Annotated in this window: 21 protein-coding genes; 14 read left to right on the top strand and 7 right to left on the bottom strand. The window is 63.3% G+C overall.

The window, feature by feature from the left end:
• Window positions 1-18: 18 nt before the first annotated feature.
• Window positions 19-1,071 (bottom strand): substrate-binding domain-containing protein, encoded by a 1,053-nt coding sequence (locus AC1D0N_RS09530; protein WP_477243207.1) that lies wholly within the window; start codon window positions 1,069-1,071, stop codon window positions 19-21.
• A gap of 240 nt (window positions 1,072-1,311) precedes the next feature.
• Between AC1D0N_RS09530 and AC1D0N_RS09525 the strand changes: the two genes are divergently transcribed.
• Window positions 1,312-2,103 (top strand): IclR family transcriptional regulator, encoded by a 792-nt coding sequence (locus AC1D0N_RS09525; RefSeq protein WP_477243206.1) that lies wholly within the window; start codon window positions 1,312-1,314, stop codon window positions 2,101-2,103.
• 219 nt (window positions 2,104-2,322) lie between these two features.
• Window positions 2,323-3,345, top strand: a complete 1,023-nt coding sequence (locus AC1D0N_RS09520) for a LacI family DNA-binding transcriptional regulator (RefSeq protein ID WP_477243205.1) — start codon at window positions 2,323-2,325, stop codon at window positions 3,343-3,345.
• On the opposite strand, the gene AC1D0N_RS09515 is transcribed toward AC1D0N_RS09520, so the two are convergent.
• On the bottom strand, window positions 3,342-4,301 hold the full coding sequence (locus AC1D0N_RS09515; protein ID WP_477243204.1) for an alpha/beta hydrolase: 960 nt from the start codon (window positions 4,299-4,301) through the stop codon (window positions 3,342-3,344). The genes AC1D0N_RS09520 and AC1D0N_RS09515 overlap by 4 nt on opposite strands.
• A 15-nt stretch (window positions 4,302-4,316) precedes the next feature.
• Window positions 4,317-5,465, bottom strand: coding sequence for a Gfo/Idh/MocA family protein (locus tag AC1D0N_RS09510; RefSeq protein WP_477243203.1), 1,149 nt, complete (start codon window positions 5,463-5,465; stop codon window positions 4,317-4,319).
• 285 nt (window positions 5,466-5,750) lie between these two features.
• Here AC1D0N_RS09510 and AC1D0N_RS09505 point away from each other — a divergent pair, with 285 nt between their 5' ends.
• The 12 genes from AC1D0N_RS09505 (at window position 5,751) to AC1D0N_RS09450 (ending at window position 17,351) form a co-directional block, all read left to right on the top strand.
• Entirely contained in the window at window positions 5,751-6,551 is an 801-nt protein-coding gene (locus tag AC1D0N_RS09505) for an aldolase (protein ID WP_477243202.1), read from the top strand.
• A gap of 3 nt (window positions 6,552-6,554) precedes the next feature.
• Complete coding sequence (locus tag AC1D0N_RS09500) at window positions 6,555-7,505, top strand: PfkB family carbohydrate kinase (protein WP_477243201.1); 951 nt, start codon at window positions 6,555-6,557, stop codon at window positions 7,503-7,505.
• An 85-nt stretch (window positions 7,506-7,590) separates the two neighbouring features.
• Entirely contained in the window at window positions 7,591-8,736 is a 1,146-nt protein-coding gene (locus tag AC1D0N_RS09495) for an ABC transporter ATP-binding protein (RefSeq protein WP_477243200.1), read from the top strand.
• A 116-nt stretch (window positions 8,737-8,852) separates the two neighbouring features.
• Window positions 8,853-10,100 carry an ABC transporter substrate-binding protein gene (locus tag AC1D0N_RS09490; protein ID WP_477243199.1) on the top strand — a complete coding sequence of 416 codons (1,248 nt, stop codon included), beginning with the start codon at window positions 8,853-8,855 and terminating at the stop codon, window positions 10,098-10,100.
• A 139-nt stretch (window positions 10,101-10,239) separates the two neighbouring features.
• Window positions 10,240-11,136 (top strand): carbohydrate ABC transporter permease, encoded by an 897-nt coding sequence (locus tag AC1D0N_RS09485; RefSeq protein WP_477243198.1) that lies wholly within the window; start codon window positions 10,240-10,242, stop codon window positions 11,134-11,136.
• 5 nt (window positions 11,137-11,141) lie between these two features.
• A complete protein-coding gene (locus tag AC1D0N_RS09480) occupies window positions 11,142-11,984 on the top strand; it encodes a carbohydrate ABC transporter permease (RefSeq protein ID WP_477243197.1) in 843 nt (280 codons plus the stop codon).
• A gap of 63 nt (window positions 11,985-12,047) precedes the next feature.
• On the top strand, window positions 12,048-12,869 hold the full coding sequence (locus AC1D0N_RS09475) for a sugar phosphate isomerase/epimerase family protein (RefSeq protein WP_477243196.1): 822 nt from the start codon (window positions 12,048-12,050) through the stop codon (window positions 12,867-12,869).
• Between the two features lie 10 nt (window positions 12,870-12,879).
• Window positions 12,880-13,956: a Gfo/Idh/MocA family protein gene (locus tag AC1D0N_RS09470; protein WP_477243195.1), complete on the top strand. Its 1,077-nt coding sequence runs from the start codon at window positions 12,880-12,882 to the stop codon at window positions 13,954-13,956.
• A complete protein-coding gene (locus tag AC1D0N_RS09465; protein WP_477243194.1) occupies window positions 13,956-14,774 on the top strand; it encodes a sugar phosphate isomerase/epimerase family protein in 819 nt (272 codons plus the stop codon). Before AC1D0N_RS09470 ends, AC1D0N_RS09465 begins: the two co-directional genes overlap by 1 nt.
• Window positions 14,774-15,604: an alpha/beta fold hydrolase gene (locus AC1D0N_RS09460; RefSeq protein WP_477243193.1), complete on the top strand. Its 831-nt coding sequence runs from the start codon at window positions 14,774-14,776 to the stop codon at window positions 15,602-15,604. The genes AC1D0N_RS09465 and AC1D0N_RS09460 overlap by 1 nt, the downstream gene beginning before the upstream one ends.
• Window positions 15,601-16,323 carry a ribulose-phosphate 3-epimerase gene (locus tag AC1D0N_RS09455; protein ID WP_477243192.1) on the top strand — a complete coding sequence of 241 codons (723 nt, stop codon included), beginning with the start codon at window positions 15,601-15,603 and terminating at the stop codon, window positions 16,321-16,323. The genes AC1D0N_RS09460 and AC1D0N_RS09455 overlap by 4 nt, the downstream gene beginning before the upstream one ends.
• Window positions 16,323-17,351, top strand: coding sequence for an ROK family protein (locus tag AC1D0N_RS09450; protein ID WP_477243191.1), 1,029 nt, complete (start codon window positions 16,323-16,325; stop codon window positions 17,349-17,351). The genes AC1D0N_RS09455 and AC1D0N_RS09450 overlap by 1 nt, the downstream gene beginning before the upstream one ends.
• Window positions 17,352-17,449: 98 nt before the next feature.
• Here AC1D0N_RS09450 and AC1D0N_RS09445 read toward each other — a convergent pair whose 3' ends face one another.
• The 4 genes from AC1D0N_RS09445 to AC1D0N_RS09430 form a co-directional block, all read right to left on the bottom strand.
• Complete coding sequence (locus tag AC1D0N_RS09445; RefSeq protein WP_477243190.1) at window positions 17,450-18,277, bottom strand: SDR family NAD(P)-dependent oxidoreductase; 828 nt, start codon at window positions 18,275-18,277, stop codon at window positions 17,450-17,452.
• A gap of 108 nt (window positions 18,278-18,385) precedes the next feature.
• Window positions 18,386-18,871: an acetone carboxylase subunit gamma gene (locus tag AC1D0N_RS09440; RefSeq protein ID WP_477243189.1), complete on the bottom strand. Its 486-nt coding sequence runs from the start codon at window positions 18,869-18,871 to the stop codon at window positions 18,386-18,388.
• Window positions 18,868-21,072, bottom strand: a complete 2,205-nt coding sequence (locus tag AC1D0N_RS09435) for a hydantoinase B/oxoprolinase family protein (protein ID WP_477243188.1) — start codon at window positions 21,070-21,072, stop codon at window positions 18,868-18,870. Before AC1D0N_RS09435 ends, AC1D0N_RS09440 begins: the two co-directional genes overlap by 4 nt.
• Before the next feature lie 12 nt (window positions 21,073-21,084).
• Window positions 21,085-23,214, bottom strand: a complete 2,130-nt coding sequence (locus AC1D0N_RS09430; protein WP_477243997.1) for a hydantoinase/oxoprolinase family protein — start codon at window positions 23,212-23,214, stop codon at window positions 21,085-21,087.
• Window positions 23,215-23,268: the final 54 nt, after the last annotated feature.

The following is a 23,268-nucleotide window of genomic DNA, read 5'->3' as shown; positions in this document are numbered from 1 at the left end:
TGCTACAACCCTTCAGGCTTATTTCTGGGCCAGCAGCTTCTTGAACAGCTCCTCATCGTAGGGCGAATAGATGTAGCCGTCAGCCGGGAAATCCTTGGCCCGGGCGAGGTATTCGTCGATGTTGGAATTGTCGATGACCGGCAGCGGGATCTTGACGAAAGCCGGCACGTCCTTGCCTTCCAGCGCCTGGACGGCGGTGTAGGTGGCGAAGGCGCCGAGCCAATTCGGCTGCATCGTCGCCCAGCTCTTCAGGCCCTTTTCCTTCCACAGTTCGAGGAACTGACGGGCGTTCTCGCCGGTGATCGGCACCTGGTCGCGGCCCTGCTTGTCGAGGGCGAGCACGGCACCGGCCGACAGGGCGCCGCCGAGCGACAGGATGCCGTCGATCTCAGGGTTGGCGAAGAGCAGGCTGGTGACGGCTTCCTGGGCCGGCGCGACATTGTAAGGCGTGTTGGTCTCGGCAAGCACCGTCACATCGGGATGAGCCTTGAGCGCAGCGTCGGCGCCTTTGCGTCTGTCGTCGCTGACCGAAACGCCGGCCGGGCCGTTGAGGATGAGGATCTTGCCCTTGCCGCCGATGGCGTCGATCAGGAACTTGGCCGCCTGGTCACCCCACTGGGAGGAATCGGTGTTGACCTTGGCGGTGACCTTGTCGGTGTCGACGAGGCTGTCGAAGTTGATGATGGCGATGCCCTTGGCGCAGGCGTCGGCCAGCACGCGCGCCGGCGCGGTCGACGAACCGGCGATCAGGATGATGGCGTCGACATCGGAGTCGATCATCGACTGGATCTGCTGGATCTGGACGTTGGCGTCGCCCTGGGCGTCGGTGACGACGAGCTTGTCGACCAGTCCCTGTTTCTTCAGGGTCTCGACTTCGGCTTCGATCGTGCCTTGCGTCTGCTTCATCCAGGTCGGCACGGAATAGATGTTGGCCCAGCCGATCGTGTACGGCGCCTTGCGGTCGCCCTTGATGCAGTTGGCGGCGGCGTTGGCCTGCGAGGCGGCGCCGAGGCCCAGGACGAGACCGAGGCAAAGGGCGCTGACGGATGCGAAAAACGATGATTTCATCATGATTGTTCCCTTCTGAAGTTATGCCCGGACACGGCTGGTCGAGACGAAGAAACCCACCGGTTTCCGAGTTCGGAAACCGCCTGTTTTTCGTCGGGACTTTCTGCGTCAGGCTCGTTAGTTTGTCTGGTATTTCAGACATCATGTCTGTATATCGGACAAATGGGATGCTAGTCCGAGCCTTGACATCTTTCAAGCGTCTTGAGACGAGGGCTGAAATGATTTTGTGCGGATGCGGCTGAGATGAGCGATGGCGTGATCGAAACCGAAGCCGGCGCCGAGCCGCGCAATAGCGAACGCCGCCGCGGCATCGACCGCGTCATCATGCTGCTCGAGGCGCTGCTCAGGCACCGCGCGCCGATGCGCGTCGGCGACATCGCCAAGATGATCGGCGCGCCGCGTTCGACCACCTACGAGATCGTCAACAGCTTGCTCGAAGCCGAGATGCTCGAAAATGTCGGCTCGGAAGGCTACGTCTATTTCGGACGGGCGATGCATTTGTTCGGCTGGGCCTATTCGCACCACAACGCCCACTACCGGCGCATCCTCGAGACCCTGGACAGGCTGGCCGCCGAGACCGGCGAGACCGTCCAGTTGTGCGGCCTGCGCGGCAACAAATATGTCGTCCTCGATTGCCGGGACTCGCCCGGCCCGTTCCGCATTTCGAGCGATGTCGGGGTCGAGGTGCCGATCCCGTGGACGGCGTCGGGACGGCTGCTGCTCGGCCATATGAGCGAACAGGAGCTGAAGGACTTCATTCCGCCAGGCGACTACAAGCTTCCCGACGGCCGCGTCATTGCGCCGGCCGAGTTCTTTGCCGACGTCGCCACGGCGCACCGGCAAGGTTTCAGCGAAACCGCCGCGCTGGCCGACCGCTTCACCTGGTGCATGGCGGCCCCCATCCATGACGGCCACGGCGCCATCAACAGGACACTGTGTTTCGTGTTGCCCGTCGACACGCCGGAAGCGCGGCGGACCGAGCTGCTTGCGCTGCTGCGCGAGCGCGCCCGCGGGCTGTCGCTGGCCGGAAGCTAGCACACAACGACCGAGCCTTTGCCCAGAAGCGCGGTTCATCCGCTGCCCTGTGAAATGCGGCTTGTGCTTTTTCGCGTCAAATAATAAATTTACGCATGGAAACTATCGAAATTGTCTGTAAAATTTCGCCTTGCAGTTGCAAGCCGGCGCACCGTATGTAGAGGCATGGGGCGGCGCCGAGGCGACCAGATGCTGGGTGTCCGTGCCGCGAGGATTTGAATGCCGGTAACGCACAAGACGATGGAGGATTTCGCCCGCTCCTGCGGCGTCTCCAGGCCGACACTGTCGAAATATTTCGACGATCCGACCAGCGTCAAGCCGGCGACGCGAAAGCGGATCGAGGAAGCACTGCGTTCCTCCGACTACCAGCCCAATCTGTTTGCCCGCAACCTCAACCGCAAGCGGACGCGCAGCATCGGCATCATGGTGCCGACGGTTGCCGATCCCTTCTATTCGGAGATGGTCAGCCGCATCGAACTTCGGCTGCGCGACGAAGGCTACTGGCCGATCGTCATCTCCTCGCACGGCTCGCGCGAACTCGAAGTGGAGGCGACGCGAACCATCCTCTCCCTGAAAGTTTCCGGCGCGCTGATCGCGCCGCTTGGCCTGCGTTCGGACCATCGCACGCTGGAGAAGCTGACGCAGGCCATACCCGTCGTCTATTTCGACACCTATCTCGAAGGCGGCACGCCCTTCGTCGGCAACAACAACAGCCAGAGTGTCTCGACCATCGTCGACTATCTCTGCCGGTCCGGCGACGCCCCGGTTTATTTCGATATTCCGCACGTCAACCACAATTCGCCGGAACGGCTGAAGAGCTATGTCGCCTCAATGAAGCGGCTCGGACACGAGCCCGTCGTCATCGGCAACATCGACGACTACACATGGGACTTCGAACGGATCGGCTACGAGCAGATGGAAAAGATGCTCGGCAATGGCGGCCTGCCGGGCAAGACCATCCTGTGCAACAACGACCGTCTCGCCTTCGGCGTGATGGCGGCCGCTTTCGCGCAAGGTCTCAAGGTCGGCCGCAAGAGTGATTGCGACCTGCGTGTCGCGGCCCATGACGATCATCCGCTGAGCCGCTACACCTGCCCCGGCCTGACCACCATGGCGCAGGATTTTGCCGCCATGGCCGGGCGCAGTGTCGAGACGCTGCTGGCCTTGCTGAACGAGGATGGCGCGGCGGTTGCCGCCAAGGTCAATCTCGACGCGACCTTGGTGATGCGTCAGTCGGCCTAGGCTGCTCCATCGAAGCCGCGCCACGCGGCAACCGCGGCACTGACCGCCTCTCGCGACGCGGGACCATGGCGGCCCATCGAGACGAAGCCGTGGATCTGGCCGGGCCAGCGGCGCAACACGACTGGCACGCCGTCATCTTGCAGACGCCTAGCATAAGCCTCGCCTTCGTCGGCGAGAATGTCATGACCGGCGATGGCGACAAAGGCAGGTGCTGCGCCGGCAAGGCTGGCGGCCTTCAGCGGCGACACGCGCCAGTCGTCGATATCGCCGGCATGGCTGACATAGTGATCACGGAACCAAGCCATGGTTGCCGCGGTGAGGCCGTAGCCTTCGGCAAAGCGGCGATAGCTGTCGGCCGCCTGCGCGGCATCGGTGTTGGGATAGAACAGCAATTGTGCCGTCGGCGGATTTTTATCCCCGCGCGCCATCAGACAAAGCACCGTGGCGAGATTACCGCCGGCGCTGTCGCCGGCGACAGCGATCCGCCTGGGGTCGAGGCCGAGAGCGCCAGCCGCGCTTTGCAGGAAGGCAAACGTCGCGCGGCAATCCTCTATTGCCGCGGGAAACTTGTGCTCCGGTGCCAGCCGGTAGTCGGGGCAAACGACGACGCAGGCCGCGATGTTGGCAAACCAGCGGCAGATCTCGTCATGCGAGTCGAGATTGCCGATCACCCAGCCACCGCCATGGAGATAGAGCAGCGCCGGCGCGCCGGCTGCCGCCGCGCCCTGGCCGCGATAGATCCTGAGCGGCAACGGGCCACCGGGGCCGGCGATGGTAGGTTCGCTCAGCGAAGCGACCGGTTCGCGCTCGCCCTGCAGTGTTGGAAGGCCCGCGACATAGGCGCGGCGCGCTTCGTCAGGCGTTCCGGTCTCGAACAGCGGCGCGGGCGCCTGCTGGCTGAGGTCGAGTACATGGCGGGCTTGCGGATCGAGCAAGGGCGAAGGCGATGGTGTCATGAACGGCAATCTCACTCAGGCAAGCAGGCTCTTCGCCTCGTCCTCGCCAAGCAGCGGCGGCTGATCGACCGTGCCGTTGACGGCGACAGAGCCGCGGCTTTCGCCCGAAGCGAGGATCGCCTCCATGATCTCGAGCACATGCAGCGCAAGGTCGCCGGATGCACGCGGCCTTCTGCCCGTCGCCAGCGCACGGGACAGATCGGCGACGCCGAGCATGCGGTAGTTGGCGCGGTCGGGCGCGGCGTAAGGCCAGTTGCGCGCGCCGTAGAGTTCGCTCTCACTGGCGAAGTCGACCCAATCGGCGCCGCGCTCCGAAAGCGAAACGGTGCCGCCGAACGTGTCGGGATCCGGCAGCCTCAGCGAGCCTTCGGTGCCGTGCAACTCGATCGGGTGGTTGGAGTGCTTGAAGACATCCCAGGAGGCGCCGAAGGTGACGGTAGCGCCCGAGCGGAATTCCAGCAGCGACAGGATGTTGGTCGGCGTGCCGACCTTGAAACTGGTGTTCTTGTAGGGACCTTCAGAAGTGATCAACCGCTCTTCCTGGCCGCGCGTCGCCATCGCCATGACGCGCGCCACCGGCCCGAGCAGGTTGACCAGCATGGTCAGGTAATAGGGACCCATGTCGAAGACCGGGCCGCCGCCGGGCTGGTAGTAGAATTGCGGATTGGGATGCCAGTGCTCCATGCCGCGCCCCATCATGAAGGCGGTGCCGGTCACCGCGCGACCGATCGCGCCCTCGTCCATCAGGCGGCGCGCCCGCCGGCCGGCGGCGCCAAGAAACGTATCCGGCGCCGAGCCCAGCAGCAGACCGCGCTGCGCCGCCTCGGTGACAAGGCGACGGCCATCGCCGGCCGAGGTCGCCAGCGGCTTTTCGGTGAAGACGTGCTTGCCTGCCGAGAGCGCTGAAAACGAGACGTCGAAATGTGCCGACGGGATGGTCAGGTTGAGCACAAGATCGATCTCGGGATCGGCCAGAAGCGCATCGACGCTGACCGCCCGGATGCCGTATTCGCGGCCGCGCAGCGCCGCCAGCTCTGTGGAAATGTCGGCGCAGGCACGTAGCTCGACGCCGCCGAAGAGCGCCGCATTGCGCAGGTAGGTCATCGAGATGTTGCCGCATCCGATGACGCCGATGCCGAGCTTCGCCTTTGATTTTGCTTGCATTTTCAGTCTCACCTCCCAACGCATGATACACTGGCTGTCCCGTTGCACCAGCAGCCGGTCCCGCTCGAAAACCGCTATACAGCATTTTAAATGTTGACGCGCGTAAAATTTTTATAGAACATATGGGAACGCTGGCCCGATATTGGGAGGCTGCCAGCGCCAGGAGGAGAAAATGACAGACGTGACGAAAGGGCCGGTCTCCGGCTCGAAGCCCGTGGGTCATGCGCTCACTGGAGACACTGGATCCAGGGTTTTGAAATCAAACGATCAGGGAATTTTGCACTCATGAGCCTAGGAACCAAAGTGCGTCTTGCGCGCCTCTTCTCGCATCCATCGGGGAACCTTTTTGGCGGCGCGGTCGACCACTTCGTCGGCTATGGCGACGTGCGCAAAGGCGGCCTTGCCGACCTGCCGGGTGCGCTCGCACGCGTCATGGCGGGCAAACCCGACTATGTCAGCATCCAGCCTGGCACCGCTCGCCATCTGTGGCCGCAATATGCGGGCAAGGCTTCCCTGGTGATTCAGGCGGGCTGCTTCACTGCGGACGATCGCATCAGCGAGTTGATCGCAACGCCCGAGGATGCGGTGCGCGCGGGGGCCGATGCGTTGGCCGTGGCCATTCCGGTGCGCGGCGCGACCGAGGGCAAATACATACGCTGGCTGACCGATTCGGTAAATGCAGCGGCCCGCTACGGCATGCCTGTGGTGGCGCATATCTACCCTCGCGATTTCACCGACGGAGCAAAAATCGTCTTCACCCCCGACGAGATCGCCTATGCGGCGCGCATCGGCTACGAGTCCGGCGTCGACGTGATCAAGATCGGCTACACGGGCGATTTCGAATCGTTCCGAGAGACCGTCCGGACCTGCCCGGTGCCGGTTGTGATCGCGGGTGGTCCGAAGACCGACACGCTGCTCGGCGCGCTTCAGCAGACGGCGGACGCCATTCGTGCCGGCGCACGCGGTGCCGTGGTCGGCCGCAATCTCTGGGGGCATGGCGATCCGCAGAAGGCAGCGCTTGCCTTCCGGGGCGTCATCCATGACGGCCTTTCGGCGCAAGACGCGCTGGCGAAGGCGGGTGCCTGAACGATGCCCACCGTCCCCTCGATCCTCGGCTTCGGCGCTATTGCCATCGACGACATCGTCTATGTCGATCAGCCGTTGTCGGCGGGCAAGGGGAAGGTTCTGCAGAGCGCCCGCGCTTTCGGGGGAAATGTCGCGACGGCACTGGCTGCCGTCGTGCGGCTCGGCGGAACCGCCGGGTTCGTCGGATGGCTTGGCAGTGCCGCTGACGACGTCGTGCTGTGCGATCTCGTTGCGAGCGGTGTTGAAACGGCGTTCGCGCCGCGCCATCCCGACGCGCGTCCGGTACGCTCGCGCATCACCGTCGGCTCGGACGGGGAACGGTTCATCGCGTATGACGACGATGCGATGCTGGGCACCGCTCCGGACTTTCCGGACGATATCCTCAGCCGCGCGACCGTCCTGATCGTCGATAGCTACGCGATCCGGTCGCTGGATGTCGTGGCTCGGGCTCGCGATCTCGGCCTCGCCATCCTCGGCGATATCGAATGGAGCAGCGGCGCAGCCACGGAGCTGCTGATCGCGCTCTGCGACCATCTCATTCTTCCCCTCGGCTTTGCGCGGACTGCCACGGGGTGCCGATCGCCCGCCGAGATACTCGATGCATTGTGGTTGCCGTCGCGGAGCGCCGTGGTTCTGACCGATGGTGGCAGGGGCGTGTACTATCGCGGGCGTGAAGACAGAGGTCTCTGGCACCTGCCCCCGCACCGGGTTGTCGTCGTCGACTCGACTGGCGCCGGTGACTGCTTTCACGGCGCCTATGCCCATGCGTTGACGCGCGGAGCCGACACCGCAGGCCGGGTGGCATTCGCGGCCGCAGCGGCGGCCCTTTCGATAACGGGGCGTGGCGGGCGCGAGGCGCTTCCTACCTACGACCAGGTCACGGAACTGCTGGCATCGACGAGCGCGCCGTCTGCAGTCGAACTGAGATATGCGCAGCTCGATACTGGAACATAGCGTGAAACAAGGAAATATTTCGCAGGTGAACACAAGCCGATAGTAATCATAAAAATCAGTGGCTTAGACTTGTGGAGGGAGGAATATGGCAGAAGTCATTCTTGAGAATATCTGCAAAACCTACGGGAACAATTTTCGCGCAATCGACCAATTGAACCTATTGGTCGAGGACGGCGAGTTCTTGATTCTCGTCGGGCCGTCCGGCTGCGGCAAATCCACCGCGTTGCGAATGATCGCGGGATTGGAGGACATCACCAGCGGCAGCCTTCGGATCGGCGGAGTCGACGTCGTCGACATGCCGCCCAAGGACCGCGACATCGCGATGGTCTTCCAGAGCTATGCGCTTTACCCGCATATGACGGTGTTCGAAAACATCGCCTTTTCGATGCGGCTGGCAGGCAAGCCGAAGGCCGAGCGCAAGAAGCGCGTGGACGAGATCGCCAAAACGCTTCAGCTGACGTCTTTGCTGGACAGCAAACCCGCGAACCTCTCAGGCGGACAGCGTCAACGGGTTGCGATGGGCCGCGCCATGGTGCGCGAGCCGGCCGCCTTTCTGATGGACGAACCCCTTTCCAACCTGGATGCGAAACTGCGCGTGCAGATGCGCGCCGAAATCACCAGCCTGCAAAAGCAGCTCGGCGTAACGACCATCTACGTGACCCACGACCAAATCGAAGCGATGACGATGGGCGACAGGGTCGCGGTGTTGAAAGGCGGCGTGCTGCAGCAGGTCGACACACCCAAGAGACTCTATGAATCGCCGGTGAACGCGTTCGTTGCCGGCTTCATCGGCTCTCCTTCGATGAACCTTTTCGAGGCGACCCTGACGGGCGACGAACTGATGTCCGGCAGCTTCGCCATCCGGCTGCAGGATGCAGCTTTCGTCGGCAGGCCCGCCCTGAGGTCCTATGAGGGGCGCAAGATCGTGTTCGGCATACGGCCGGAGCATCTTTATGACAGCAGCCTCGAATCCGGCCGCAAGTATCAGACGATACCCGCCAAGGTCACTTCGATCGAAGAGCTGGGCTCTGAACACATCGTCCACCTGAACATCGACGCGGTCCGGGTGGACTCCGGCGATCCGGACGCGGTGGACGATTTTGGCCTGGCATCGAACGCGGTGGCGAGATTCGAGCCGGTCAGCGCCATCCACTCCGGCTCGGAAATCCGGTTGGCCGTGGATGATACCAAGTTCCATTTCTTCGATCCCGAGACGCATCTGGCGATCTGAAGATCTGCGGAAGACGCAGGCGAGAGCGAGGCGCCTGCGGAAGACAAGAAGGCTTCTGAATAGAGCAGACGATCGTTCGCATTGTGCGGTCGATCTTGAAAAAGGAGGAGAAAACGATGTTTCGGATACAACCCGCGATGCTGAAAATAGCCGCGGCCGCATGGTTGCTTGGCGCAACCAGCGCCATGGCGGCGGACACGACGCTGGAATTCACCCAATGGTGGGAGCCCGAATTGCCGGCTGGCTCGCTCAGGGCAATCATGGATGAGTTCGAGACGGCAAATCCCGGGATCAAGGTGACGCTGGTCAGCGGCCCCTACGCGACCACGCGAGACCAGATCTCGGTTGGCGCAGCAACCGGCACGCTCAGCGACGTCGTCGGTCTCGATGGCGCCTGGGTGAACAATCTGAACGCGCAGGGTGCGCTGGCAGACATGAACCCGATGATGGATGCGAGCAAGTTCGACAAGACCCAGGTCGCGGATATCATCAAGGTGGACGGCAAGGCGGTGATGTTTCCCGTGGCTTCGTTCGTCTATCCGGTCTTTGTCAATTTGGACCTCGCCGCCAAGGCAGGCGTGACCAAGCTGCCGTCGACCCGCGCGGAATTTCTCGACGCCGCCAAGAAGATGACCCATGCAGACAAGAACGAGTATGGCTGGGTGCTGCCCCTGTCGCTGCAGTCTCCCGGCGGAGTCCAGAACGATCTGATGTCGTGGGTCTGGGCTTCGGGCCAATCGATGATGGCGAACGGCAAGCCTGACCTCGAAGGCAAGCCGGTGGTGGATATGCTCACCTTCGTCAAATCGCTCAACGATGCCGGCACCATCTCGCCCGGTATCGCCACCAAGACCGAACAGGAAAAGGTCGAGGAATTCGTCAACAACCGGGTCGGGATGATGATCGACTCGCTCGCGCATGTGAACCTCATCCGCAAACGCAATCCCAACCTGAACTTCGACCTCATCCCGGTCCCGGTCGTGGAGAACTATGACGGCAAGCGCGGCCTTCCCTATGCCTCCTGGGGCATCGGCGTCTCCGCCAGCTCGAAACATCAGGAAGAGGCATGGAAACTCGTCCAGTATCTGATGAGTGAAAAGGTGAACGCGAAGCTGGTTTCGCTTGCCAACGCCTTCCCCGGCAACGTCAACGCCAAGCCCGACTTCGTGACGTCCGACAAGGCTTTCGGCAAGGCTTTCGAAATCTTCAAGACCGGCTATCTCGCCAACGAGTTCACCGGCCTGCCGGTGGCTGAAGACCTGATGACCCAGTTCGACGTGCAGGCTCAAAAGATGCTTGCCGGTGAGCAAACGCCGGCGGAGGCGGCCGCTGCGGCGCAAAAGGGCTGGATGGCGAAATTCTGATCGGCCTGTTCCCCGTTTGCTATCTTCGACCGGGTGGCCTGACTTCGGGCAGGCCACCCGGCAACAACGGATCGGCAATTTGAGATGGACCTGTTTGCGAAGCTCACCTTCTCTTGAAGGTGTATCCCAAGGTTGGCACATGACCCGGCAGAAGCGCTCCCACCATAGACTGAAACGAGCGGTCGTACCCTATCTCTATTTGTCGCCCTCGCTCCTCATAATCGGCCTTCTGATGCTGCTGCCGATGGTGACGGTGATTGCGTACTCGTTCCAGAACAGCGCGGTGCTGCGTCGCGACCCGTCCTTTGCCGGGTTGAAACACTATCAGGCGATCTTCGACGATCCGGTGTTCTGGGCTTCGCTGTGGCATACGCTCTACTTCACATGCATGAGTGTCATTTTCCACATGACCATCGGCATGGTCTTCGCGCTGATGCTGAACAGCGACCGCATCAATCCGACGCTGCGCAATGTCCTGCGCGTGCTCTACATACTGCCCTGGCTGTTCACCGCGGTGATTATCGCCGTGATCTGGCGCCTCCTGCTCGAGCCGAACGGTGTCGTGAACAGCATTCTCATGCAGATGGGCATCATCGGTTCCAAGGTCGAGTGGTTTTCCTCGACCGCGACCGCGCTGCACGCCGTCACCTTCGCCAATATCTGGGCGGGCTACCCGCTTTTCATGGTCAGCCTGCTCGCAGGCTTGCAGGGCATTCCCAAGGATTTCTATGAGGCCGCCGACATCGACGGGGCGAAGGCCTACCAGAAGCTGATCTTCATCACCATCCCGCAGCTGATGCCGATCATCATCAGCATCTCGCTGCTCGACTTCATCTGGACCATGCAGGTCTTCCCGTTGATCTGGATAACGACGGGCGGCGGTCCGATCTACTCGACCGAGGTGCTGAGCACCTACACCTACAAGCTGGCGTTTTCGAGCTACAACCTGTCGCAGGCGTCGGCGAGCGCCGTGGTCATCCTGCTGATCTCTCTCGGCCTGACGCTGTTCTACATCCGCTATCAAAAGGCTCGGTAGTCACCATGAGGAAAAGGCACACGCCGAAAGACAGGCTGATCACCGTCGCGCTGCATGTCGCGCTTGCCGCAGGGCTGTTTTTCGCGGCCTTCCCGATCTACTGGATGCTGAGCAGCTCGTTCAAGTCGAATACCGAAATCTTTGCCCTGCCACCAACCATCCTGCCGAAGGCCTTCACGCTGGAAGCGTATGCGGCCATCCTCGGCGACCCGGTAAAGCTGCGCTTCTTCTTCAACAGCTACTTCGTGGCCGGATCAGTGACCGTGCTGACGGTGCTGATCGCCTTGCTGGCGGCCTATGGGTTCAGCCGTTTCAATTTCCGCGGCAAAGGCAGCCTCAACACACTCATCATCAGCACGCAGACGATCCCGCCAATCACGCTTTTGATCCCCTTCTTCGGGCTTGTCGTCTCGTATGGCATCTTCGACACCTACGTCGCACTGATCCTGACTTACCTGGTGTTTACGCTGCCTTACGCGATCCTGCTGATGACGGGATATCTGAACACCTTGCCCCGCGATCTCGATGAAGCGGTGGCTGTCGACGGCGGCACCAGCTGGACCGCACTCTGGCGGGTGATCGTCCCGATTTCACTGCCTGGTATCGTTGCGACGTCGGTCTACACCTTCCTGTTGTGCTGGAACGAATTCCTGTTTGCGCTGACGCTGACGAAGTCAACGTCCATGCGCACCGTCCCGATCGGTATCCAGCTGTTGATGGGGCAGCACGCCTTTGAATGGAACCAGATGATGGCGATGAGCGTGCTCGGCTCGCTGCCGCTCTTGCTGATTTACCTCGTTGCCCAGAGGTATTTCCTCGCCGGCATGACCGCAGGCTCGGTCAAGTAGGATGCCCCTCCCACGGAGAACGGATGGAGCGCATCAAAATGAGCGGCATCAAGGAATGAAAGGATGAACGTGAAAGACCTCAAAGTCGGCTGCCAGACCTTTACCTGGGAAATGCTCGGAGACCGTTTTGCCGGCGGCCCCGACGACCTGCTGAAGGCGATCGCCGATGGCGGCTATGCCGGCATCGAGATCACCGACACGATGATCGGCCGCTATGCCGACAAGCCGGCGGAATTCGCCACGGCACTGAAGGCGTCCGGCCTGACGCTGGTGTCCTTCGCCTTCGGCTCGAAGAGCGGTTTTACGCTGAAGGACAGGATCGGCATCGACCTCGAGGCAGCGCAGCGTTGGATCGATTTCGCGGCTCAATTTCCCGGCGCACTGGTCTCGATGGGTTCGGCCACGGTCGTCTCCGACGGACCGCGCGACGACAAGTTTGCCATCGCGGCCGACGTCTACAACAAGGCTGGTGAACTCGGCCTAAAGGCCGGCGTCCAGGTCGCGGTGCATCCAAGTTCGCACCACAACACGCTGCTGTTCGACCGCGCCGATTACGACCGCATCTTCGGGCTGCTCGATCCGTCGCTGGTCGGCTGGGTGCCCGACACCGGCCACATCTTGCGCGGCCACGCCGACATGGCCGATACGCTCACCACCTACCGCGACCGCATCCGCTACGTCCATTTGAAGGACGTCGACGCCAAGGGCATCTGGGCCATGCTCGGCAAGGGCGTCTGCGACACCCAGACCGTGATCGACATCGCCAGCGCCGCGCCACGCTTCAACGGCTGGCTGGTGCTGGAAGAAGAATCCGAGACCGCCGCCGCCGACCCGGCGGCCGCGGTCAAGACCAACCGCCAGACCATGCGCGGCTACGGCGCGTGAGGAAGAGACCATGATCCGCAAGCAAGACCGTCGTCTTCGTGTCGGAGTGCTCGGCTGCGGTCCGATCGCGCAATTCGCCCATCTTGAATCCTGCGTGAAGGCCAGCAACGCCGACCTCTATGCGATCTGCGATGCCGCCCCCGATTTGCTGGCACGCATGGGCGCGACCTATGAGCCCGAGAAGATGTATGGCGACTACGATGCCATGCTGGCCGACCCGCAACTGGAGGCGGTGATCGTCGCGACGTCGGACGCCTATCATGTGCCGATGTCGATCAAGGCGCTGGCGGCCGGCAAGCACGTTCTGTGCGAAAAGCCGATCGGCGTCTCGGTCGAGGAAGGCCAGAAGCTCGCCGATGCGGTCAAGCGCTCCGGCAAGGTGCTGCAGGTCGGCCACATGAAGCGCTTCGACCCAGCGCTGGAAGCAGCGCGCGATTTCGTTCGCGACGAGATGGGTGAGATCCTGGCGCTGAAGGCCTGGTATTGCGATTCCACCCATCGCTACACCAACACCGACGCCATCCAGCCGCTACCGGTCACCAGCAAACTGGCGCGCAAGCCAGCGGGAAATCCGAAGGCCGATCTGCGGCAATATTTCATGCTGGCGCATGGCTCGCACCTCGTCGACACCGCGCGTTTTCTCTGCGGCGAGATCGTTGCGGTGCGCGCGCGTCTCAACGAAAAATTCGGCGCCTATTGCTGGTTCGTCGAAACCGAATTCGCCAATGGCACGCTCGGCCATCTCGACCTCACAGTGGCCGTGCGCATGGACTGGCACGAAGGTTTTCAGCTCTATGGCGAGAACGGCTCGGTGATCGCGAAGACCTTCAATCCCTGGTATTTCCGGGCGAGCGAGGTCGACATTTTTCACGAGAAGGATGCGACCTCGCGCAAGCCGCTCGGCGCCGACGGGCACTTCTTCAGGCGCCAGCTCGAAGGTCTCGCCGAGACGGTGCTCGACGGCAAGCCGATGCGCGGCGCCAATGTCGAGGACGGCCTCGCCTCGATCCGCGCCATGGTGGCGATTGCCCGCTCGGTCGAAAGCGGCGAGCGCGTCGAGATCGCTGCCGTGACGGGAACGGTGTGATGCAGATCGGGGTGTTCGCCAAGACGTTTCCGGGCAGCGAACCGGCCGGCGTGCTGGCGGCGGTACGCGAAGCGGGATTTGCCGTCACCCAGTTCAACCTTGCCTGCGCCGGTCTGCCGTCGATGCCGGATGCGGTGCCTGACGACGCCATCCGCAGTATTGCGGCCGCTTCCGATGCCTCAGGCGTCGCCCTGGTGGCGCTCTCCGGCACCTACAACATGGCCCATCCGGACAAGCAGGTACGCGCCGATGGCTTGCGCCGGCTGACGGTGGTGATCGAAGCCGCCGCAAGGCTTGCCACGCCACTCGTGACGCTCTGCACCGGAACGCGCAATCGTGACGACCAATGGGCGCACCATCCGGACAATGCCGACCCCTCGGCATGGACCGATATGGCAGTCGAGATGGAAAAGGCGCTTGAACTTGCCGAGCGCCACAGTGTCGATCTCGGGATCGAGCCCGAACAGGCCAACATCGTGACGTCGGCGGCGGACGCGATGCGCCTCATCGCCGAGATGGGCTCGAAGCGGTTGCGCATCGTGCTCGATCCGGCAAACCTGTTCGAGCAGGCGAGCGCCGGGCAGGCGCGCGCCATCGTCACTGCCGCCGTCGAAGCCACAGCCGGCCACGTCGCCATGGCCCACGCCAAGGACCGTTTCGTCGACGGCCGCTTCGCCACTGCCGGCCAAGGCGTCGTCGACTTCCCCGATTTCGTCGCCCGGCTCAAGGCAACAGGCTTTGACGGACCGTTGGTCACGCACGGGCTATCGGCCGAAGAGGCGCCCGGTGTCGCCCGATTCCTGAAAGGGCTGGCCTGATGCCGCGCCCGGCCACCTTGCTGCGCGACGACGCCACGCTTCGGGTTTCCGACAGCGGGGACGGGCTCTCTGTCGCCTTCCAGCATGGGCTGGGCGGCAACGAGGCGCAGGTCTTGCAATCCTTCCCCGCCGCCGCCGGCCGACGCATCACGCTGGAATGCCGCGGGCACGGCAGCTCGGAACTCGGCAGCAGCCGGCCATTCTCTTTCGAGATGTTCGCCGATGATGTGCTCGCCGCCTCCGACCAGGCCGGTCTCGACCGTTTCGTCGCCGGCGGCATTTCGATGGGCGCGGCGATTGCGTTGCGCCTCGCCTGCCGCCATCCTGATCGCGTCGCGGGCCTGATGCTGGTGCGGCCAGCCTGGACGTTCGACAAGGCGCCGGCGAACCTGCGGCCGATCGCCGAGGTTGCCGGCCTCATCCTCGGCTACGGCCCCGACAAAGCGAAAGAAATCTTCGCGCAGTCGCAGACGGCCGCACGGCTGCGGCGCGAGGCGCCCGACAATCTCGCCTCGCTGTTCGGCTATTTCGACCGGCCGGATGGGTCAGCGTTCGCGCAGGTCCTCGCCGACATCGCTGCCGATGGACCCGGCGTCTCGACAAGCGACGCCGCTGCGCTCGGCATCCCCACGCTGGTCGTCGGCAACACTCTCGATGCCCTGCATCCGCTGTCGGCGGCGCACACGCTTGCCACAGCCATTCCCGGCGCGACCTTCGTGGAAATCACATCCAAGGCGCTCGATAGCAACAGGCATTTCGCCGAGCTGCAGGCTGAGATCACCACCTTCCTTCACACCCACTTCAAAGTTCGGAGCCTTGTTGCGTCATGACCACCAAATCCTTGTCCGGCCGTGCTGCCATAGCTGCCTTGCCGCGCAACCGGCTGCTCGGCGAGTTCTCGCTGTGGTCGGCCGACCTCGCCAATATGGAGCGCGATCTGAAGCGCATCGATGCCTTTGTCGATCTGCATCACATCGACGTCGCAGACGCCCGCTTCACACCTGGTTTCCTGTTCTTTCCCGACCTGGTGGCGCGCATCGCCAATCTGACGGCGCGGCCGATCCATGTGCACCTGATGGTCGAAGCGGAAATCGTCGAGGAGCAGACGCGCCAGTTCATCGAGGCCGGCGCCGACCTGATCAGCGTCCATGCGGAGAATGGCGAAGCCGGCCTGCGCGCCGTGCGGCTGGCGCATGAGCTCGGCGTCGAGGCCGGCGTGGTGCTGCGGCTGGAAACGCCCGTCAGCGCCGTCACGCCCTTCCTGCCCGAAGTGGCCTTCGTGACGCTGCTCGGCACATCCATCGGCGTCAAGGGGCAGGGCCTGTCCGACCAGGCCTGCCCGCGCCTGATCGAGGCACGCGCGCTGATGCGAAAAGCCGGCCGCGAAGCCGACATCATCCTGGCGGCCGATGGCGGCATCCGCCACGAGACGGTGCCGCGGCTGCGCGCCGCGGGCGCCGAAACCGTGGTGCTTGGCTCTCTGGCTTTCGGCGACCCCGACCTTGCGCAGCGCATGGCCTGGCTGCATGGGCTGAAGGTCGCCGCCTGATGACAAAGGTCGCGCTTGCCTTCGATCTCGGCGGAACGGAGCTGCGCGGCGCGCTGGTCGGCAGCGGCGGCCGCGTGGTCGCCCATGTTTCGGCGCCGACGATGGCGGGTGCGGGATCGGAAGCGGTGATCGGCCAGATCATCACGCTGGCCGGAGAGCTGCTGACACAGCACCCCCAGGCCAAGGTCGCTGGCATCGGCGTCGGGGCGCCGGGGCCGCTCGATCCCAAGGCCGGCATCGTCATTGCGCCGCCGACGCTGGCCGGCTGGCATGACGTGCCGCTGATCGACATTTTGGGCAAGCATTTCGGCCTGCCGGTGCGGCTGGAGAACGACGCCAATGCGGCAGCACTCGGCGAATGGCGTTTTGGCGCAGGTCGCGGCACCGGATCGATGGTGTTCGTCACCGTATCGACCGGCATTGGCGGCGGCGTCGTTGCCGAGGGTCACATCTATCATGGCAGGCGCGGGCTGGCGGCCGAGATCGGCCACATGACCATCACCGGCGAAGGCGAGCGCTGCTTTTGCGGCGCCATCGGCTGCTTCGAGGCGGTCGCCTCCGGAACCGCGCTCGGGCGGCGCGCCACGGCGCTGACCTCGCCTGGCGATGGCTCTGCGCTGCGGCGCCTTTCGGCGGACGGCGACGTGTCGGCCCGGCATGTGATCGAGGCAGCGCGGGCCGGCGATGTCAGCGCGCTTGAGCTGGTCGACGCGGAGGCAAACTGGCTGGGCATCGGCTTCACCAATCTGCTTCACCTTTATTCGCCGGATCTGATCGTCATGGGCGGCGGCCTTGCCAATGGCTTCGACCTGTTGGCTCCGCGCATCGGGGCGGTCGTCCAGCAGCGGGCAATGCCGGCCTACCGCGACGTGCCGATCGTGCCGGCGCTGCTCGGCAACCGGGCCGGACTGATCGGCGCCGCCAGCCTGATCCTTTGGGAAGGCGAACCAGGCGCGCCGCTGGCGATGGCGCAGGATGAAACCAATGACGGCACGACTTCACGTGCCCGAGAGGCAAGCCAAGGCTGAGCTCAAGCTGCGCGGCGTGCGCAAATCCAATGACACTACCCAGCATCGACAATGCCGCCATGATGGTCCATGAAGGCCGCAACCATCCCGGAAGAACGCTACCACAACGCTCCGCCGGTGATCTGGATGTTTTCCATGGTGATGCCCTTGGCCAAATCCGAGCAGAGGAAGACGGCGAGTGCTGCAATCTCCTGCGGCTGCAGCATGCGTTGCTGCGGATTGCCCCTGGCGATCTCGGCCATCGCTTCCTCGGCCGTGCGCCCCTTGCCCTCACGCTCGACGACCTGCGCCACATTGCGGCGCATCAGTTCGGTCTCGACCCAGGTCGGGCTGATCATGACGCAGGTGACGCCGTGCGCGGCCCCCTCCAGCGCCACGCAACGGGTCAAGCCGAGAAGCCCCGCCTTGGACGCACAATAGGCCGGGTTGTCCTTCCAGCCGACGGAAGCCGCCGTCGAGCCGATGTTGACGATGCGGCCCCAACCGCGCGCGATCATGCCGGGCAACACGGCGCGGGTGACGCGGAACGCGCCGGTCAGGTTGGTATCGACGATCTTGTCCCACAGCGCGTCAGAATGGCCGCAGACCGGCTGCTCGGCGGTGGTGCCGGCAGCGTTGACCAATATGTCGGCGGAGCCGATGGCGGCTTCGGCTTCGGCCGTGAAACGATTGGTGATGTCGCTGTCACGCACGTCGAGATGAGCCGCATGGACCCTGGTGCCATGTGCCGCGAGGGCCGACCGCACACGCTCGATCTCGTCGGCGCCGGGATAATAGGCGGCATCGGATTTCTCGGCGCCGGCGGGCGCAATGTAGGAACCGACGGCAACATTGGCGCCGGCTTGGGCAAGCGCCGTGGCAATCGCAAAACCCATGCCGGAAAACCCACCGGTGACGATCGCGCCGCGGCCAGAAAGTTCTGTCATAGGCAATGGGTCTCCGATGCCGAAATCTGATGCGATAGTTTTAGACCCATGCCGGCACCGGTGACGAGCGCTACCTTGCCTGCGACGCGGTTCACAAGATCAAAATCCTTAAAGTGGTTTGCCCAGCCATTCGCGATAGAAACCTTCGAGGTCGGGTTCGAAATCATGCACGATCGGATAGCCCGGTGCCGCCGCCTCGACCTCGTGCAGCGTGCCGCATTGCGGGCAGATGAATTCGCGGATCTCCATCCATTCGGGATCGGGGAGATCGCTGTTCGGATAGATCTCGCGCAGCGCTTCTTCGGTGTTGCGCACGTTGATCGCGGCGTTCAGCTTCCAGTTCTTGCGGTAGTCGCCGAAGGAATGGCCGCATTCGCAGCGGGTTATCCGCTCATCGCCGCTCTGGCAGATGAACAAATGATCGGAGACCGGCAGCAGGATGGGATCCTTCCACGCAACGCGGTCCTGATAGACGGCGACCATCTTGAAGAAGCGGTCGTCGTCCTTGTAGGTGCTCATGATGCGCCGCGTCTGCGGCCAGGGCAGCTGGCCGGCAGCCAGATCGCGGATGACTTCCTTGCTGTATGAGGTCATGGCTTTGCTCCCGGCATGAAGATCGATCTGGCGTCGACGTTCCAGAAATCGCTGAAATCCCTGGTGAAACGCGACGACAGCTTGATCGCGCTGGCGTACATTTTCTTCACCTCGGGCGCGAAGTCGGCCTTCTCCACCCGGCCGCGCTCGGCGGCGATCCAGTCTGTGACAGGGATCGCCTTGGCCAGGCGTTGCTTGCGCATGGCGGCACGGCGTTCGACCGTCGCATCTATGTCCGCGACCGGATAGCCATCGGCATCGTCCTTCAGCACGATGCCGAAAACCTGGTCCGCCGCCTCGCGGGTGAGAAAGCCGTTCTCCACATCCCACGCCGTCTTGATCGGATCGCGCTCCAGCACGTCGCCATAGCCGCCGCCGCCATTGTAGGAATGGCTGAAAATGTCGCCGGACTTGTGCGGCGAGGTGATGTAGGGGCCTTCGACCACGACATGGTCGCCGCCGATGTTCTTCTCGTAATCGGAGACATGCGGGTCGATGCCGGGCGCATGCGCCAGCGGTTCGCCTTTTGCCGCCAGCTCGTGGATGTTGGAATTGCGCACCGCGCGGTGCTTCTGGCAGGTCGGCGCCGGATAGCCGCCGCACATGCCGCCATTGTCGAACACACGCGAGGAGTGTTCCGAGGTGTGGAGCCTGAGATGCGAGGTCTTGTTGATCAGCCAGGTCGAGACGAACGAACAGCCGCCGCGATATTTGCCGGCGCCGCCCGAGTTGGGGACGATCGAGCGGCCGATATAGACCATCGGCATCGACTGTTCCCAGACCTCGATGTTGCCCATGTCGGACTCAGGGTTCCAGCCGACATAGGCTGTGTCGAGCCCGTCCTTGATGGCGAGCGCGCCGGAGCCGGCGGCGGCGCATTCGAAATGCGCCATGCCGAACGGCGTGCCGTACTGGCTTTCGCCGCCCATCTCGATCATCGGGCTGTTGACTTGGCCGACGAAGGCTTCCTCGACGAAGCCGCGCGCCACGAAGCTGCGCGACAACAGCCGCTGGAAGACGCCATAGGCCGGCAGCAGCAGGGCCCACGAGGTGGCGGTCGCCACCATCTCGTTGTCGGGATTGGTCCAGGTGCCATGCGGCAATTTCAGCTCGGTCGCCATCCAGGCGCCGTCATTGACCAGGCCTTCGAAATTCATGTGCTGGGTCAAGGTGACGAACATGCCGCCATCCATGCCGGCCGGCGTGCAGTTCATCGAATGGTAGCCCCAGGGCTGCGTGCCCTCGAAGTCCATGGTGATCTTGCCGTCGGTGGTGATCTCCATCTCGATCGGGATGTTGTAGAGCCAGTCGGGATCACCGAGCAGCTGGAAGCCGGGCTTGCCGGCAGTGACATGGCCGTAAAAAGTGTGGCCGCGATAGATGCCGGGCACGGTGAGCTGGCGGGTGCGGGCGAGCTGGGCGCGGCGGCCTTCCTCGATGAACTCCTTCGACACCTTCATCCAGTAGTCGAGGCCGATCTCGGAGATCAGCTGCTTGACGCTTTCGCGCATGTCGATGCAGGAGGCGACCTTGGCCTTTTCGTCGAGCACCCAGTAGATCGGCATGCGCAGATTGCGCTCGCAGCGGATGACGTAATCGCGGCGAATCTCGTCATTCTCGCCGATCTTTTCGGCGCAGACGAACAGGCCTTCGGTGAAGCGCTCCTGGGCGAGACAGACGTCGCCGCCAGGGGTGATGCCGCCGGCTTCCAGCTCATGGCAGACAGCGCCGGCCCAGCCGACCAGCGTGCCTTCATGGAAGATCGGCACAACATCCATGACATCGGGCACCTGCACGGTACCGATGAAGGCGTCGTTGTTGGCGAAGATATCGCCTTCGCGGATCTTCGGGTTTTCCTCGTAATTGTTCTTGATCATCCATTTGATGAAGCGGCTCATCGTATGGACATGCACCATGATGCCGTTGGAGAGCGCTATCGCGTCACCCTCAGGGGTGTAGATGGCGACCACCATTTCGCCGACCTCGCGCACGCCGGGCGAAGCCGAGATGCGGCGCGCCATTTCGCGGGCCGAGACGCAATAGGCGCGCAGCTTGGTGTGCAGTGTCTCGAATTTCAGCGGATCCTGGTTGCGCAGCGTGAGTTCGGTGATGCCGTCATAGCAGCCGGTCTCTTCCATCAGCCGCTCGGAATCGAGCAGTCTCTCGCGAAGGCGCAGGGCCGAGGCAGGTTTGTCCAACATGGCGATGCCCTCTCAAGCGTGGGTGTAGTGCAGCAACGTCCATTCATCGACATGGACACGGTCCTGCGGATGAACGACGAGCGTGGTGGCGGGATGTTCGATGATGGCCGGGCCGATCACTTCATGGCCGGGCTGCAGCAGGTCCATCTCGTAGAGATTGGCCTTGTGCCAGCGTCCACCAATATAGGCCTCGCGCACACCCTTGTGGGCGGCTGCCGGGTCCGACTTGCCGAGCGGCCGCTTGAGCAACACCGGCTTGACCTTGTCGGCGGTGGCGATCAGCCCGAGCTCAGTGATGGTGAAGCCGGCCTCGCCATAGCGCGAAACGCGATGGTTGACCTTGGCGTAGACCGCTTCGAACTCGTCGATGACCTTGCGCATGTCGTCGGCCGAATTGACCTCGGCCAGCGGCGCCATGACCTCGACGTCCTCAAGCTGGCCGGTGTAGCGCATCATCAGGAACGGCACGGTCCTGATCTTCTCGCGGGCGTGGCCGTCGGTGATCATCTCGTCGACCGCGGCCTTTGTCAGGTCGTTCCACACCGTGGTGACCTTGGCGCCGAAAGCGACCAGCGTCGCCTCGTCAGCGCGCGAAGGGATGTCGTGCTGCGTCGACACCGAATGACGGCGCATGAAGTCGGCCGTGGTGCAGCCAAAGGCGGAGAAGGCGGCGGCGAACTGGAAGGTGATGATGTCCTTGAAGCCGATGCCCCTGGAGCAGCCGGCGAGATGCAGCGGCCCGGAGCCGCCATAGGAGAGCAGCGTGAATTCCGAGGGGTGGATGCCTTGGCCGGAGATGACGCGGCGCAGCGCATTGTTGGCGTCGGACTCCAGCATGTCGATCATGCCTTCGGCGGCCTCCTCCAGCCCGACACCAAGGATGTCGGAGCATTTCTCCTGGAAAGCCTTGCGGGCCTTTTCGACCTGCAGCACGACCTTGCCGCCGAGGAAATAATGCGGGTTGAGGCGGCCGAGGATGGCATCGCAGTCGGCGATGGTGGGCTCGGTGCCGCCGCGATCGAAGCAGATCGGGCCGGGATCGGAGCCAGCACTTTCCGGCCCGAGCGAGACTTTCTTGGTCAGCGGATCGACCTTGAGGATCATGCCGGCGCCGGCGCCAATGGTGTCGAGATGCAGCGTCGGCACGTTGAGCTTGAAGCGGTCCATCAGCGGCTCGTTCTCGATCCGCGTCTGGCCGCGCGTGATGACGCCCATGTCGAAGGAGGTGCCGCCCATGTCCGAGCAGATCAGCGAGTCGTTGCCGATTAGCTTGCCGACATAGGCCGCCCCCAGAATGCCGCCGATCGGGCCGGAGATCATGGTTTCATGCAGGCGCGGGTGGTTGATCGAGGTCAGGCCGCCGAAGGAGAGCAGCGTCTGCACGCCGTATTTGAAGCCGTATTTCTTCGAGACGTCCTCGATGCCTTTGAGCTGCTTGCGGCCGCGCGACGTGGCATAGGCTTCGATCAGCACCGAGTTCAGCCGCGACTGCTCGCGGATGACCGGGCGGACCTCATGGCTGGTGTAGACGATGATGTCGGCGCCGGCCCTCTCAACCTCCCGGCGGCAGATCGCGGCGATGCGTTTCTCGTGCACCGGATTGACGTGCGAAAAAATGGTCATGATGCAGATCGCTTCGACTTTGTCGGCGATCAGCTTCTTCGCAGCAATGACGACCTCATGCTCGTAGAGCGGCAGCACGATGTCGCCGAACTGGTCGATGCGCTCGGTGACGCCATGGGTGCGGCGGCGCGGCACCAGCGGATCGGGATGGTGATGGGTCACGGCATGCAACCGGTCGGCATAGGAATAATCGGCCCAGGCCTGCAGGCCACGGCCCATCAGGATCATGTCCTCAAGGCCCTTGGTGGTGATCAGGCCAAGCCGACGGCCGGTGCGCGACAACAGCGTGTTGAGCATGCCGGTGCCGGAATAAAGCACGACATTGACGCCGGAGAAGAGCTGCTCCAGCGAGATGCCCCAGGCATCCGCCGCGTCCTCGGCCGAAGCCAGGAAGCCCTCGGCCTCGTTCTTCGGTGTCGTCGCCGACTTGCCGATCTTGAAGTGGCCGTCCTGATCGACAAGGATCGTGTCGGTCATGGTGCCACCGGCGTCGATACCGATGACGATGGGATTGCCAATGATCGGCGGATTGCCAACGATGGGGCCGGCGGGATTGGGCTGGGTCACGGTCGC

This window comes from Mesorhizobium sp. P2_E10, from assembly GCF_056404235.1.
This window is presented reverse-complemented; position numbering and strand designations above follow the sequence as displayed.